Below are 15,306 nucleotides of genomic sequence, written 5' to 3'. Positions count from 1 at the left end.
AACGCTGAAATTAAGGAGGAAAATATGAGCCAATCTATAACAGATCTCGTCAAAGAACTAGCATCGCCAATTCTTGAAAATTTACAACTGGAACTAGTAGATATTGAATATGTAAAAGAGGGAAAAAATTGGTATTTACGGCTTTTTATTGATTCTGAAGATGGTGTCGATATTGAAGAGTGCGGTATGGTAAGCGAACGTCTGAGCGAAAAGCTGGATGAAATCGATCCGATTCCTCACAACTATTTCTTGGAGGTATCTTCTCCAGGCGCTGAACGCCCTTTAAAAACAAAGGCCGATTTTGAAAAGGCTGTCGGGAAAAATGTCGCACTTAAAACTTACGAGCCGATCAACGGGGAAAAACATTTTGAAGGGGTTTTAACGGATTTTGACGGCGAGATTGCCACACTCGAAATAAGAGTGAAAACAAAAACTAAACAAGTGGAAATTCCTTGGGGAAAAATTGCAAAAGCTAGACTTGCCGTTTCATTTAATATTTAAGTGATGAGGAGGAACATCATTTTATGAACAGCCAACTTTTAGATGCCTTGACAGTATTAGAAAAAGAAAAAGGCATTAGTAAAGATGTTATTATAGATGCGATTGAAGCTGCCCTCATTTCTGCATACAAACGCAACTTTAACCAAGCGCAAAACGTGCGTGTCGATATTAATCGCGAAACAGGTACGATGCAGGTGTTTGCGAGAAAAGAAGTGGTGGAAGAAGTAATGGATCCCCGTTTGGAAATTTCCATCCATGATGCGATGAACATCAATCCCCAATATGAAATCGGCGATGTCGTTGAAATTGAAGTGACACCGAAAGAATTTGGACGAATAGCTGCACAAACTGCGAAACAAGTCGTTACGCAGCGAGTTCGTGAAGCCGAAAGAGGAGTCATTTATTCGGAATTTATTGATCGTGAAGAAGATATCATGACCGGAATCGTCCAAAGAACTGATCCCAAATATATATACGTAAGTCTAGGGAAAATAGAGGCTCTCCTCCCACAATCGGAACAGATGCCGAATGAAAAATACGAACCTCATGACCGAATTAAAGTATTCATTACAAAAGTAGAAAAAACAACAAAAGGACCACAAATTTTTGTTTCCAGAACACACCCGGGGCTGTTGAAGCGTTTATTCGAATTGGAGGTTCCGGAAATATATGACGGGACAGTGGAAATTAAATCAGTCGCCCGGGAGGCAGGTGACAGATCAAAGATTTCGGTTCATTCCGACAATCCGGAAGTTGACCCGGTCGGATCATGCGTTGGACCAAAAGGCCAGCGTGTTCAAGCAATTGTAAACGAGTTGAATGGCGAAAAAATTGATATCGTTCGCTGGTCTAAAAATCCTGTTGAATTTGTTGCAAATGCTTTAAGTCCTTCAAAAGTTTTGGACGTTATTGTCGATGAAGAGGAAAAAGCTACAACCGTCATCGTTCCTGATTATCAATTATCCCTTGCGATTGGCAAAAGAGGGCAAAACGCTCGCCTCGCTGCCAAATTAACCGGATGGAAAATTGATATTAAAAGCGAATCGGAAGCGAGAGAGCTGAACATCTATCCTCGCGAAGAGCATGATAGTTTATTCCAATTTGACAATACGGATGATGAACACGGAGAAGAACAAGACGAATAGAGGTGGTTACCAGTGGCAAAGCAAAAGAAAATTCCGATGAGAAAATGTGTGGCGACTGGCGAAATGAGACCCAAAAAGGAGCTTGTTCGAATCGTTCGTTCGAAAGAAGGAGAAGTTTCGGTTGATTTAACAGGAAAGAAAAATGGACGCGGTGCTTATATCACTCTTGATAAAGACTGCATTTTAAAGGCGAAAAAGAAAAATGTGCTATCCGTCCATTTAGATGCGCCTGTTCCGGAATCTATATATGATGAATTAATTCAGCTAGCTGAGAAGGAGAAACCTTCATTGCCATGAATGGACAATGGAAATCTTTATTAGGCCTTGCCTATCGGGCAAGAAAAGTGATTTCAGGAGAAGAACTTGTTTTGAAAGAGGTTCGAAATAAGCGTGCAAAACTCGTTTTATTGGCAGACGATGCTTCTTCTAACACGAAGAAAAAAATTACGGATAAATGTTCGTTTTATAAAGTTCCGCTCGTGATTGCCCCAAACCGATACGAACTTGGGCAATCGATCGGTAAGGAAGAAAGAGTAGTTGTTGCCGTGACGGAAGAAGGTTTTGCCAAGAAGTTGAAGCTTCTACTTGAATAACTACTTTGGGGGTGAACGTATGGGTAAAATGCGAGTATATGAATATGCAAAACAACAAAATATAACGAGCAAAGAAGTAATCCATACATTAAAAGAAATGAATATAAATGTTGCAAACCACATGTCAATGATCGACAGCAATACAATTGAAAAACTCAATGGACGATATCAAAAGGAACAACCTAAGAAAAACGTTCAAAAAGATCATCAACCAAAACAAAAGGCAGAAAAGCATGCAGCATATGATGACATTCCATTTGATGACGATGAGGATATCGTATTGAACAAGAAAAAATCAGGCAAAAAACCTTCTCCAAAACGCGAGGAACGCAAACAAAACGTTCCGATTCAACAAACGAAACATAAAAACAAAAAAAATGGAAAGAAAAACAAAAAAGCGGTTCAAAATGAAGCTCCAAGCAAAAAAGAATTGCCGTCCAAAATTACGTATCAAGGCTCTTTAACAGTCGCTGAGCTTGCCAACAAACTCCATAAAGAACCGTCAGAGATCATTAAGAAGCTCATGATGCTCGGCGTCATGGCAACAATCAACCAAGAGCTGGAGAAGGACATTATCGAACTGATCGCTTCTGAATACGGCGTTGAAGTGGAAGAAGAAATTGTTTTCGATGAAACGGAATTTGAAAAGTATGAAATCGAAGACAAGGAAGAAGATCTTGTCAGCCGTCCTCCTGTTGTGACAATTATGGGGCATGTTGACCATGGGAAAACGACTCTTTTAGATTCCATTCGAAAAACAAAAGTGGCTGAAGGCGAAGCTGGAGGCATTACGCAGCATATCGGCGCTTACCAGGTTGAAGTGGAAGGGAAAAAGATCACATTTTTAGATACACCTGGCCATGCAGCGTTTACAACAATGAGAGCCCGCGGTGCTCAATTAACAGATATTACTGTTTTAGTCGTTGCTGCAGATGATGGTGTTATGCCGCAGACAGTTGAGGCAATTAACCATGCAAAAGCTGCGAATGTGCCGATTATTGTAGCGGTCAACAAAATGGATAAGCCGACGGCAAATCCTGACCGTGTGATGCAGGAATTAACGGAACATGGCCTTGTACCGGAAGATTGGGGCGGCGACACGATATTTGTGCCAATTTCGGCATTAAAAGGTGACGGAATTCCTGAACTATTGGAAATGATCTTGCTCGTTGCGGAAATGGAAGAGTTAAAAGCGAATCCGAATCGTCTTGCAACCGGTACGGTTGTTGAAGCAAAGCTTGATAAAGGCAGAGGTTCAGTTGCAACATTGCTTGTTCAAAACGGAACGCTTCGTGTCGGTGATCCAATTGTTGTCGGAAACACATATGGACGGGTGCGTGCGATGGTGAATGATGTCGGAAAACGTGTAAAAGAAGCTTTACCGTCCACTCCGGTTGAAATCACCGGTCTTCATGAAGTTCCATTAGCCGGCGACAGATTTATGGTATTTGAAGATGAGAAAAAAGCGCGTCAAATCGGTGAAGCCCGTGCGAAAAAACAGCTGGAAGAGCAGCGCAGCGAAAAGACAAAGCTAAGCCTTGATGATTTATTTGAACAAATTAAGCAAAATGATATAAAAGAAATTAATTTAATCGTCAAAGCAGATGTGCAAGGTTCCGTTGAAGCTCTTTCATCAGCTCTTCAAAAAATCGATGTTGAAGGAGTAAAAGTAAAAATTATTCACACCGGTGTCGGTGCCATTACGGAATATGACATCATGCTTGCCTCTGCTTCCAACGCTATTGTGATCGGCTTTAATGTTCGCCCGGATGTGAATGCGAAGAGAACAGCGGAAGCGGAAAACGTCGACATTCGCCTTCACCGCATCATTTATAAAGTGATCGAAGAAATCGAAGCGGCTATGAAAGGTATGCTTGATCCTGAATACGAAGAAAAAGTGATCGGTACCCTTGAAGTGCGGCAAACATTCAAAGTTTCTAAAATCGGTACAATTGCCGGCTGCTACGTCACAGATGGTTCTGTTACACGCGACAGCGGCGTTCGCTTAATTCGGGACGGAGTCGTGATTTTTGAAGGTGAAATTGACACTTTAAAACGTTTTAAAGATGATGTAAAAGAAGTTGCTCAAGGATATGAGTGCGGACTTACGATTAAAAACTTTAACGATATTAAAGAAGGCGACACGATTGAAGCGTTCATCATGGAGGAAGTTAAAAAATAATGCTCGGAATGGTATCATGTGAATGCATGATTTTTGAAGCTTCTTCTTTAAAAGAAAAACGTGCAGTAGTGCAACGAATTATAAAAAGACTGCAAAACAAATTTAATGTCAGTGTTGCAGAAATCGGCTTTCAGGATGCATGGCAGCGGACCGAAATCGGCATTGCCTGCCTTGCATCGAGCCGCGCCATCGCGGAAAAAGAACTGAACCAGGCATTGAAGTTGATCGATTCTTTTCCTGAAATTGAACGAACCATTACAACATTTGACTGGTTTTAGCAAATGAGGTGATGAAATGAGCCTAAGAGCAAACAGAGTAGCTGAACAGATGAAAAAAGAGCTAAGCGATATTATTGGCAGAAAAATTAAAGACCCGAGAATTGGATTTGTAACTGTAACGGACGTTCGCTTAACAGGGGATTTGCAAATCGCTAAAGTATATATTTCTGTATTGGGAAATGAGGAACAGAAGGAAAACACGATGAAGGCGCTGGCGAAAGCCAAAGGATTTATCCGCTCTGAAATCGGGTCGCGGATTCGGCTGCGGAAAACTCCGGAAATTCATTTTGAATTTGACGAGACAATTGATTATGGCAATCGAATCGAATCATTAATCCATGAATTGAAAAAAGAAGAAAGAGATCATGAAAGCTGAGGCATCCCGTTTCACAATTGTGTAACGGGTTCTTTTTTCATGATTGCAGCTGGCAAAAGGAAGGTGTGACTGTGGACGGCGTTCTTCTCTTACATAAACCTAGAGGAATGACTTCAAATGATTGTGTCCAAAAAGTGCGCAAATTGTTTCGAACGAAAAAAGCGGGGCATACTGGTACATTAGATCCGGATGTCTCAGGCGTGCTCCCTATTTGCATCGGCAAGGCAACAAAAATTTCGTCATATTTAATGGCTGAGAATAAGGAATACATCGCTGAAGTAACATTAGGAGCTGCCACTGAAACAGAGGATGCTTCTGGAAGCATTATTGCTGTAAAAGAAGTAAAGCTCCCGCCATCAAAAGAGGAAATTGAACGAGTGCTGGAAAGCTTTCGCGGAGAAATTGAACAAATTCCGCCAATGTATTCTGCTGTAAAAGTGAATGGAAAAAAATTATACGAATACGCGCGTGAAGGGAAAGTAGTCGAAAGGCCGAAAAGAAGGGTTGTCATTCATGCCATACACCTTTTAAGCGATATAAAACAACATGACAAAACGGCTTCCTTTTCCATTCAAGTCTCTTGCTCAAAAGGGACATATATTCGAACTCTCGCGGTCATGATCGGAGAAAAATTAGGGTATCCTGCTCACATGTCTGAATTGGTGCGAATAAGATCCGGCCGTTTTCATTTACATGACTGCGTCACGTTTTCAGCGGTCGAGCAATGTTTAAAAACGGGAGATTTGCCAAACGGTTTTCTTACCATAGAGGAAGCATTAAATCAATTGCCGAAAATTAAAATAAATGATACATTAGCAAAGAAAGTAAAAAACGGAGCGATGTTGGAAATGAACGAGGATTTCCAGCATATTGGACAAAATGATGTTGTAGCAATATGGAATAATCGAGAAATTATTGCCATATATAAAAAGCATTCAGAAAAAAACAATGTGCTTAAACCCGTCAAGGTGTTAAAAACGAATGAATAGGTAAGAAAAGGGGAACTTTCGGTGAAAATGATAAAAATAACACATCCACACCATTTGGCAAAACAAAATGTGCCGAAATCGGTAATGGCGCTCGGATTTTTTGATGGAGTCCATAAAGGGCATCAAAAAGTCATTCAAACAGCTAAACAGAAGGCTGAAGAATTAAATGTTGAATGTGCGGTGATGACATTTGATCCGCACCCATCCATCGTCTTAAAAAAAAATATTCAACAAATAGAATATATTACTCCTTTACAAGAGAAACTGAAGTTTATTGAAGATCTTGGAATTGATCGATTGTATTTAGTCGAATTTACAGAAAGCTTTAGCTTGCTTCAGCCTCAACAATTTGTCGATCAATATATTATCGGATTAAATGCCATTCACGTTGTGGCCGGTTTTGATTTTACATTCGGCCGGTTTGGAAAAGGAACAATGGAAACTTTGCCTTTCTATTCAAGAGGAGCCTTTACGCATACGACGGTTGAAAAGCTGACAGACGGTGAAAGAAAAATCAGCTCTTCCCTCGTTCGAAACGCGATTAAAAATGGTGATGTTTCTTATGCATGCTCTCTTCTAGGGCGGCCTCATCAAGTATCCGGAAAGGTAATCCATGGAGAAAAGCGAGGGCGGACAATCGGCTTTCCAACCGCAAATATTGAACTAAGCGAATCCTACATTACTCCTCCGACAGGGGTATATGCGGTCAAAATCAGCATGAATGGGAAGGAATATGCGGGCATATGCAATATCGGTTATAAGCCGACATTTCATGAAAAAAGACCGGACAAGCCGAGCATAGAAGTTCATATTTTTGATTTTCATGAAGAAATTTATGATATAGATGTGACCGTAAAATGGTTCAAACGAATACGAAGTGAACAAAAGTTTTCTGGTGTGGAAGAATTAATTGCTCAAATCAAACGGGATATCAAGGAAGCAAAAGATTTTTTTCAGCGGCTGACAGAATCGGATAAAATCACGGCTGAAAAAAATTTTTAATGGAACCTCCTTGCTTTTTCTTGGGAAAAATAGTATTCTTATTCTTGTAACTTTTAACCGCTGCGTGGCAACGCGAGTCACCGACGCTTGCTAGGTAGCCGGGGATTATATTTAGGAGGTGGACAAGGATGGCTTTAACGCAAGAACGGAAAAATGAAGTGATTGAGCAATTTAAAACACATGAATCAGATACTGGTTCTCCTGAAGTGCAAATTGCTATCCTAACTGAAAAAATCAACATTTTAAATGAGCATTTGCGCGTTCACAAAAAAGACCACCATTCACGCAGAGGTCTTTTGAAAATGGTTGGGAAACGCCGTAATTTGTTGACGTATTTGCGCAATAAAGATGTTGCACGGTACCGTCAACTCATCAATAAACTCGGTTTGCGTCGTTAAGTTGTATGGAAGCGGGAGATTTCCCGCTTTTTTACTGTATTCAAAAAAGTTTATGACAGATTACATAAAAACGATATAGATTGAAAAGTTTAAAAATAACATTTTTGTACAATCTTATGTGCGAAGATAGACTTTGTCAATGAAAGAGGGGTTCAAAACAAGTATGGATCAAGAGAAACATGTTTTTTCCATAGATTGGTCCGGACGGAAGCTGACTGTTGAAATCGGCCAGCTGGCGAAGCAAGCGAACGGCGCCGTTTTAGTCCGCTATGGAGATACGGTCGTTTTATGTACGGCAACCGCTTCGAAGGAAGCAAAAGGAGTGGATTTCTTTCCCCTAACGGTCAATTATGAAGAAAGGCTTTATGCTGTCGGTAAAATCCCGGGAGGGTTTATTAAACGAGAGGGTAGACCGAGTGAAAAAGCTATTTTAGCGAGCCGTTTAATCGATAGACCGATTCGCCCGCTGTTTCCAGAAGGGTTTCGCAATGAGGTTCAAGTAGTCAGCATGGTGATGAGCGTCGACCAAGATTGTTCTTCCGAAATGGCGGCTATGTTTGGATCTTCGCTCGCGCTGTCAATATCGGACATTCCGTTTGAAGGTCCGATTGCCGGAGTCACGGTCGGCCGCCTTGATGACCAGTTTATCATTAATCCAACTGTCGAACAGCTTGAGAAAAGCGATATCCATTTAATCGTAGCCGGCACGAAAGATGCCATCAACATGGTGGAAGCAGGAGCCAATGAAGTGCCTGAAGAAACGATTTTAGAAGCAATCATGTTTGGCCATGAAGAAATCAAACGTTTGATTGCATTCCAAGAAGAGATTGTAGAAAAAATCGGAAAAGAAAAAATGGAAGTGGAATTATATAAAATCGATGAGGAGCTTGAAAAAAGAGTTCGTGAAATGGCTCTTGCCGACTTATTGCAAGCCATCCAAGTGCCTGAAAAACACGCCCGCGAAGATGCTATTAATGAAGTGAAAGAGAAGACTGTCGCAATTTTTGAGGAAGAAGAAGCAGATGAAGAAACGATTAAGCAAGTAAAAGAAATTTTGCACAAGCTCGTGAAAGAGGAAGTGCGCCGTCTCATTACAGAAGAAAAAGTGAGACCTGACGGACGAAAAATTGACGAAATCCGTCCATTATCGTCTTCCGTCGGAATTTTGCCGCGCACGCACGGTTCAGGTCTTTTCACCCGCGGCCAAACACAAGCTTTGTCTATTTGTACGCTCGGAGCTTTAGGAGACGTACAAATACTTGACGGACTCGGCGTGGAAGAATCAAAGCGGTTCATGCATCACTACAACTTCCCGCCATTTAGTGTCGGGGAAACCGGTCCGATGAGGGGTCCTGGCAGACGGGAAATTGGTCATGGAGCGTTGGGAGAAAGAGCGCTTGAGCCAGTCATACCTTCCGAGCGCGATTTTCCGTACACAATTCGTCTCGTTTCAGAAGTGCTTGAATCAAATGGTTCAACTTCACAAGCGAGCATTTGTGCAAGCACCTTAGCGATGATGGATGCCGGCGTGCCGATTAAGTCGCCTGTTGCTGGAATTGCAATGGGACTTGTAAAATCTGGTGACAACTATACGGTTTTAACAGATATTCAAGGCATGGAAGATGCGCTTGGTGATATGGACTTTAAAGTCGCTGGTACAGAAAAAGGCGTCACTGCGCTGCAAATGGACATTAAAATTAAAGGCTTGTCCCGTGAAATTTTAGAAGAAGCGTTAAAACAAGCTCGCAAAGGCCGCCTTGAAATTTTGAAATCGATGCTGGCGACAATCTCTGAACCGAGAAAACAATTATCGCCATATGCTCCAAAAATTTTAACCATGGTCATCAATCCGGATAAAATTCGTGACGTGATTGGACCTAGCGGAAAACAAATTAACAAAATCATTGAAGAAACAGGAGTAAAAATCGATATTGAACAAGATGGCACAATCTACATTTCTTCCGTAGACGAAGGAATGAATAAAAAAGCGAAGAAAATTATTGAAGATATTGTAAGAGAAATTGAAGTCGGACAAATGTATTTAGGAAAAGTTAAACGGATCGAGAAATTCGGCGCATTCGTGGAACTGTTTAACGGAAAAGATGGTCTTGTCCACATTTCTGAGCTTGCAGAAGAGCGGGTAGGAAAAGTGGAGGATGTTGTGTCAGTCGGTGATGAAATTTTAGTCAAAGTGATGGAAATCGATAAACAAGGTCGTGTCAATTTATCAAGAAAGGCCGTTTTAAGGGACCAAAAAGAGCAGCAAAAGTCTTGACCGGAGCCAGGGAAAACCCGGCTTCTTTTCCATTTTTGCGGTTGGCAGTTCTATCTTGTCCCCTTTTTTCATAGTTTTATAAGTGAAAAAGGGGATGTTGAGATGAAGCGAAAAAAAGGGAAAATAGCCATTTTTATATTGATCATACTTTTTTCTTATGTCATATTGGATAATCGTTATACATTGATCTTTCTTCAGCAATTAAAAGCAAAGCATGAATTGGCTGTATCTGGCGAAAATTCGTTGTATCAAGAAATCGTTGCCAAAGCAAAAGAATATGAAATTCCTCCGGAAAATGCTGAAATACATAGAGTTTGGAAAAAAACGCCCGGTTATAATGGGCGATCAGTCGACATTGACGCATCGTATAAAAGAATGAAGAAAAAGGGTTCTTTTGATCCGAAGCTTCTTGTATTCAAGCAAATTCCGCCTTCTGTTCATTTAAGCGATTTGCCGAACGAAGCGATCTACCGTGGACATCCGGATAAGCCAATGGTATCCTTTTTAATAAATGTTGCATGGGGAAATGAGTATCTTCCTAAAATGTTGGCCGTGCTAAAAAAGCACCATGTCAAAGCTACATTTTTTTTAGAAGGAAGATGGGTAAAAGAAAATCCTGAACTGGCTAAAATGATTGTAGAAAGCGGCCATGAAATTGGAAATCATTCATACTCGCATCCAGATATGGCCCGCCTGCCGTCTGCAAGAATTAGACAAGAGATGGAAGAGACGAACAAAATCATCAAAGCGACGACAGGAAAAAACGTGAAATGGTTTGCGCCTCCAAGCGGCAGCTTTCGCAAGGAGGTCGTAGATATAGCGGCAGATATGAACATGGAAACGATCATGTGGTCTGTTGACACGATTGATTGGCAAAAGCCGCGGCCTGAAACGTTAATCAATCGAGTGATGTCAAAAATTCATAACGGCGCCATGATTTTAATGCATCCGACGTCATCGACCGCAGAGAGTCTAGATTCATTAATTAAAAAGATTAAAGAAAAAAATCTTTCCATCGGTTCACTTTCTAGTCTGCTGGATGAAAAACGTCTTGACTGATTGGAAGAACAGGGGGTTACAATTTGATCAAGAAATATACATGCCAAAATGGTGTTAGAATCATTTTAGAATCTATTCCGACTGTTCGCTCCGTTGCTATCGGAGTTTGGATTGGCACAGGTTCTAGAAACGAGACGAAAGAAACAAACGGCATTTCTCATTTTTTAGAGCATATGTTTTTTAAAGGAACAGAAAAAAGAACAGCTAGAGAAATTGCAGAAGCTTTTGACAAAATTGGCGGTCAGGTGAATGCCTTCACCTCAAAAGAATACACCTGCTATTATGCAAAAGTGCTCGATGAGCATGCAAATTATGCACTTGAAGTGCTGGCTGATATGTTTTTCAACTCAGTATTTGAAGAAGAAGAATTAAACAAAGAACGAAATGTTGTTCTAGAAGAAATCAAAATGTATGAAGATACTCCAGACGATATTGTGCACGATTTGTTAAGCCAGGCTGCATTTGGCGATCATCCGCTTGGCTATCCGATTTTAGGCACAGAAAAAACTTTATCTAGTTTTACCGGCGATGCGTTGAAAAGCTATATGGAAAAATACTATACTCCTGACAATATCGTCATTTCAGTAGCTGGAAACGTTCAAGAAAGCTTTATTCAAGAGGTTGAGAAATGGTTCGGCAATTTTAAGTCGTCTCATAAAAAAGAAAAATATAAGGAACCGGTTTTTTTGGACCAAAAAATCGCCAAGAAAAAAGAGACGGAGCAAGCGCATCTCTGCATTGGGTTTAAAGGGTTGAGAGTCGGTCATGACGACATTTACAGCTTAATTGTGTTAAACAATATTTTGGGCGGGAGCATGTCAAGCCGCTTATTCCAAGAGGTGAGGGAAGAAAAAGGGCTTGCTTATTCTATTTTCTCTTACCACACTTCATATGAAGACAGCGGAGTGCTCACAATTTACGGTGGGACTGGAAGAAACCAGCTGAATATTTTATTTGAAACGATTTTTCAAACAATTGAAAAATTGAAAAAAAGCGGTATTACTGAAAAAGAATTAATGCATTCAAAAGAACAAATTAAAGGGAATTTAATGCTTAGTCTTGAAAGTACAAATGCAAGAATGAGCAGAAACGGCAAAAATGAGCTGCTCTTAGGCAAACATCGATCTTTGGATGAAATTATCGAAACGGTTAACCGTGTTGATATCATGAGCGTCAATGAACTTATTCAACATATTTTTACAGATGAATATGCTGTATCTTTAATTAGTCCGGAAGAGAATCTTTCTTCTGCAATTCCAGAATTAAAATGCCTGCTATGATGGATTGGCGGGCATTTTTTATTTGCCAAAAACGTATACATGTATGGAAAGCTATGTTCATCAGTTTCGAATCAATCTCTGCCTGTGAATATGTTCGTATATTTATAATGAAAGAGGGGAGCCAATACTATGCGTTTATCCGAGTTAAGCGGAAAAGAAATCGTCGATGTAAAACGAGCGGAACGTCTAGGCGTGCTCGGTCAAACAGACTTTGAAATCAATGCGGAAACTGGACAAATTACGGCGCTTATTATTCCTTCTTTAAAGTGGTTCGGTTTAAGGAAACAAGGACATGATATTCGAGTACCGTGGGAGCATATCAAAAAAATTGGTCAAGATATGATCATTATTGACGTACCGGAAAATTCCTTAAATAAAATTGATGACTAATGAAGATCCGCCGGCTAAAGAAGCCGGCTTTATTTTTTTGGCAATTTTTCGATGCGATTCACCTATCGGCTGCCGCCTACATAATATGCTTAAAACAGGGAGCTAATTATGGTTTTCGAAACTGAACTGAATTGCCATAAAGAAGGTGAAAAAAGGATGTTAACTGGCTTAAACGTTGCTGTAATTGGCGGTGACGCCCGGCAGCTAGAGGTGATCCGAAGGCTATCAGAGCACGATGCCAATCTATTTTTAATCGGATTTGATCAGCTTGAACATGGGTATACAGGATCAGTAAAAATAAACAGCCATAATATTAGTCTGGAAGGAATGGATGCAGTAATATTGCCTGTTTCAGGAACCGGAAGCGAAGGACAGGTCGAAGCAGTTTTTTCCGCTGAAGAAATCGTACTGACAAGAGAAATGGTGGCCTCCACTCCTGAGCATTGCATCTTTTATTCTGGGATACGCACAAAATATTTAGAAGAGTTAATGGAAAAAGAAAAACGAAAGCTTGTACCGATACTGGACCGTGATGATGTAGCGATATATAATTCCATTCCGACAGTAGAAGGGACCATAATGCTCGTTATTCAACATACTGATTTTACCATTCATGGTTCCAACATTGCCGTTATCGGATTTGGACGGACAGGAATGAGTGTTGCCCGCACTTTTGCAGCATTAGGAGCTAATGTGAAGGTAGGCGCTCGCAAACAGAAAGATTTGGCCAGGATCACGGAAATGGGAATGAAGCCGTTTCATTTGAGTGAACTGAAGGACGAATTGTCGTCGATCGATATTTGCATTAATACAGTTCCAGCGTTGGTGTTGTCTTCTGATGTTTTGGCAGCTATGCCTGTCCACGCTCTTATTATCGATTTAGCATCAAAGCCGGGGGGAACCGATTTCCACTATGCTGAAAAAAGAGGTATGAAAGCCATTTTAGCACCTGGTCTTCCAGGAATTGTCGCACCGAAGACAGCGGGCCAGATTTTGGCGAATGCGTTGACAATCCTTTTAACTGAACAGCATCAGCTTGAAAGGAGTATGGATAATGGAAGTGAAAGGTAAACGGATCGGATTTGGTTTAACAGGCTCTCATTGTACTTATGATGCGGTATTTCCGCAAATTCAAAAGCTCGTTGAAAAAGGAGCAAACGTTTTGCCAATTGTCACCTCGACCGTAAAGACGACAACAACTAGATTCGGGGAAGGAGAAGAATGGGTCAAAAGAATTGAAGAAGCGACTGGAAATCAAGTAATTGATTCGATCGTGGATGCCGAGCCTTTAGGTCCGAAAATTCCTCTTGATTGCATGGTCATTGCGCCGATGACCGGCAATTCGATGAGCAAACTGGCGAATGCCTTGACGGACTCTCCTGTATTGATGGCTGCAAAAGCGACTATGAGAAACCATCGCCCCGTTGTACTAGCCATTTCTACAAACGATGCTCTCGGGTTAAATGGCGTAAATTTAATGAAGCTAATGGCGGCAAAAAATATTTTCTTTGTTCCGTTCGGCCAAGATGCACCCCACCAAAAACCGAATTCAATGGTGGCGAATATGGATCGGTTAGTGGAAACAGTTGAACATGCGCTTGAACATAGACAGCTTCAGCCGGTTATTATTGAACATAAAAAATAATCAAACAAATAAAACGCTTTCATGAAAAATCGCTCATCACTTTTTTTGGCTACTGTGATACAATTAAACGTAATACGAATACATGATTATTCGACTCTGATGCATTTTGGAAGGAGATAGATAGAAAATGGCTCAAAAAGGTTTTCATGTAGCAGTTGTCGGAGCAACTGGAGCAGTAGGAACACGAATGATCGAAACATTGGAAAAAAGAAACTTTCCTGTGGAAACTTTAACGCTGTTATCATCCGAACGATCTGCAGGAAAGACAGCTACATTTAAAGGAAAACCAATCACAGTACAAAAAGCGGAACCGGAAAGCTTTGAAGGGGTTGATATCGCTCTTTTCAGCGCTGGAGGAAGCGTGTCGAAGCAGCTTGCACCGGAAGCAGCCAAAAGAGGCGCGGTCGTGATCGACAATACGAGCGCATTTAGAATGGATGAAAACGTTCCTCTCGTAGTACCGGAAGTGAACGAAGAGGATATAAAATGGCATAACGGTATTATTGCCAACCCGAATTGTTCGACGATCCAAATGGTTGTTGCATTGCAGCCGATCCGTAAAGCGTTCGGGCTGAAAAAAGTCATTGTTTCCACTTATCAAGCAGTATCAGGTGCGGGGGCACAAGCGATCCAGGAATTGAAAGAACAGTCTAAAGCGATTTTAGAAGGAAAGCCGTTTGTACCTGAAATTTTACCTGTTAAAAGTGACGAAAAACATTATCAAATTGCGTTTAATGCAATTCCGCAAATTGATAAGTTCCAGGAAAATGGATTTACATTTGAAGAAATGAAAATGATCAATGAAACAAAAAAAATTATGCATATGAAGGATCTGGAAGTTGCAGCGACCTGCGTCCGCTTGCCGGTCGTCATCGGGCATTCAGAATCAGTCTACATTGAAATCGACAGGGACGATGTTACTGTAAATGATATTCGCAATGTATTAAGAGATGCGCCTGGCGTTACGCTTGAAGATGATCCGGCAAATCAAATTTATCCAATGCCTGCTTTTGCAGAAGGCAAATACGATACATTTGTAGGCCGAATTCGCAAAGACTTAGATCGGCCAAACGGCTTCCACCTTTGGGTTGTATCCGACAATTTATTAAAAGGGGCAGCATTAAACTCTGTACAAATTGCCGAAAGTTTAATTAAACTGAAACTAGTATAAGGTGAAAAGAAGAGAGTTGAAG

General features: G+C 40.8%; 17 protein-coding genes. All 17 read left to right on the top strand.

The window, feature by feature from the left end:
* The first annotated feature begins 24 nt into the window (after window positions 1-24).
* The 17 genes from rimP (at window position 25) to asd (ending at window position 15,284) form a co-directional block, all read left to right on the top strand.
* Window positions 25-501, top strand: coding sequence for a ribosome maturation factor RimP (rimP, locus tag ACVIJU_RS11750; protein ID WP_063386700.1), 477 nt, complete (start codon window positions 25-27; stop codon window positions 499-501).
* 23 nt (window positions 502-524) lie between these two features.
* A complete protein-coding gene (gene nusA, locus ACVIJU_RS11745) occupies window positions 525-1,646 on the top strand; it encodes a transcription termination factor NusA (RefSeq protein WP_339192932.1) in 1,122 nt (373 codons plus the stop codon).
* A gap of 12 nt (window positions 1,647-1,658) precedes the next feature.
* Window positions 1,659-1,943 (top strand): RNase P modulator RnpM, encoded by a 285-nt coding sequence (gene rnpM / locus ACVIJU_RS11740; RefSeq protein WP_063386702.1) that lies wholly within the window; start codon window positions 1,659-1,661, stop codon window positions 1,941-1,943.
* Window positions 1,940-2,239 carry a YlxQ family RNA-binding protein gene (locus tag ACVIJU_RS11735; RefSeq protein ID WP_063386703.1) on the top strand — a complete coding sequence of 100 codons (300 nt, stop codon included), beginning with the start codon at window positions 1,940-1,942 and terminating at the stop codon, window positions 2,237-2,239. Before rnpM ends, ACVIJU_RS11735 begins: the two co-directional genes overlap by 4 nt.
* Window positions 2,240-2,258: 19 nt before the next feature.
* Window positions 2,259-4,421 (top strand): translation initiation factor IF-2, encoded by a 2,163-nt coding sequence (infB, locus tag ACVIJU_RS11730; protein WP_144597752.1) that lies wholly within the window; start codon window positions 2,259-2,261, stop codon window positions 4,419-4,421.
* The gene (locus ACVIJU_RS11725; protein WP_063386705.1) at window positions 4,421-4,699 is read left to right on the top strand and encodes a DUF503 domain-containing protein; all 279 of its coding nucleotides are present in this window, start codon (window positions 4,421-4,423) and stop codon (window positions 4,697-4,699) included. Before infB ends, ACVIJU_RS11725 begins: the two co-directional genes overlap by 1 nt.
* A gap of 16 nt (window positions 4,700-4,715) precedes the next feature.
* A complete protein-coding gene (gene rbfA, locus ACVIJU_RS11720; RefSeq protein ID WP_063386706.1) occupies window positions 4,716-5,075 on the top strand; it encodes a 30S ribosome-binding factor RbfA in 360 nt (119 codons plus the stop codon).
* A 71-nt stretch (window positions 5,076-5,146) separates the two neighbouring features.
* Entirely contained in the window at window positions 5,147-6,064 is a 918-nt protein-coding gene (truB, locus tag ACVIJU_RS11715) for a tRNA pseudouridine(55) synthase TruB (RefSeq protein ID WP_429646618.1), read from the top strand.
* Window positions 6,065-6,085: 21 nt separating this feature from the next.
* Window positions 6,086-7,066, top strand: coding sequence for a bifunctional riboflavin kinase/FAD synthetase (ribF, locus tag ACVIJU_RS11710; protein ID WP_130156272.1), 981 nt, complete (start codon window positions 6,086-6,088; stop codon window positions 7,064-7,066).
* Window positions 7,067-7,194: 128 nt separating this feature from the next.
* A complete protein-coding gene (rpsO, locus tag ACVIJU_RS11705) occupies window positions 7,195-7,464 on the top strand; it encodes a 30S ribosomal protein S15 (RefSeq protein WP_063386709.1) in 270 nt (89 codons plus the stop codon).
* Between the two features lie 163 nt (window positions 7,465-7,627).
* On the top strand, window positions 7,628-9,739 hold the full coding sequence (pnp, locus tag ACVIJU_RS11700; RefSeq protein ID WP_063386710.1) for a polyribonucleotide nucleotidyltransferase: 2,112 nt from the start codon (window positions 7,628-7,630) through the stop codon (window positions 9,737-9,739).
* 102 nt (window positions 9,740-9,841) lie between these two features.
* Complete coding sequence (locus ACVIJU_RS11695) at window positions 9,842-10,798, top strand: polysaccharide deacetylase family protein (protein ID WP_144597755.1); 957 nt, start codon at window positions 9,842-9,844, stop codon at window positions 10,796-10,798.
* 23 nt (window positions 10,799-10,821) lie between these two features.
* Window positions 10,822-12,078, top strand: a complete 1,257-nt coding sequence (locus ACVIJU_RS11690) for a M16 family metallopeptidase (protein ID WP_066246458.1) — start codon at window positions 10,822-10,824, stop codon at window positions 12,076-12,078.
* 129 nt (window positions 12,079-12,207) lie between these two features.
* Window positions 12,208-12,468: a YlmC/YmxH family sporulation protein gene (locus tag ACVIJU_RS11685; protein ID WP_063386713.1), complete on the top strand. Its 261-nt coding sequence runs from the start codon at window positions 12,208-12,210 to the stop codon at window positions 12,466-12,468.
* Between the two features lie 156 nt (window positions 12,469-12,624).
* Window positions 12,625-13,539: a dipicolinic acid synthetase subunit A gene (dpaA, locus tag ACVIJU_RS11680; RefSeq protein ID WP_311067348.1), complete on the top strand. Its 915-nt coding sequence runs from the start codon at window positions 12,625-12,627 to the stop codon at window positions 13,537-13,539.
* A complete protein-coding gene (locus ACVIJU_RS11675; RefSeq protein ID WP_063386715.1) occupies window positions 13,523-14,113 on the top strand; it encodes a dipicolinate synthase subunit B in 591 nt (196 codons plus the stop codon). The genes dpaA and ACVIJU_RS11675 overlap by 17 nt, the downstream gene beginning before the upstream one ends.
* Window positions 14,114-14,240: 127 nt before the next feature.
* Window positions 14,241-15,284, top strand: a complete 1,044-nt coding sequence (gene asd / locus ACVIJU_RS11670) for an aspartate-semialdehyde dehydrogenase (protein WP_063386716.1) — start codon at window positions 14,241-14,243, stop codon at window positions 15,282-15,284.
* The last annotated feature ends 22 nt before the right edge of the window (window positions 15,285-15,306 follow it).

It is taken from the genome of Aeribacillus sp. SP014 (assembly GCF_054055575.1).
The sequence above is the reverse complement of the archived record's forward strand: the minus strand, read 5'-3'. Positions and strand labels throughout refer to the sequence as shown.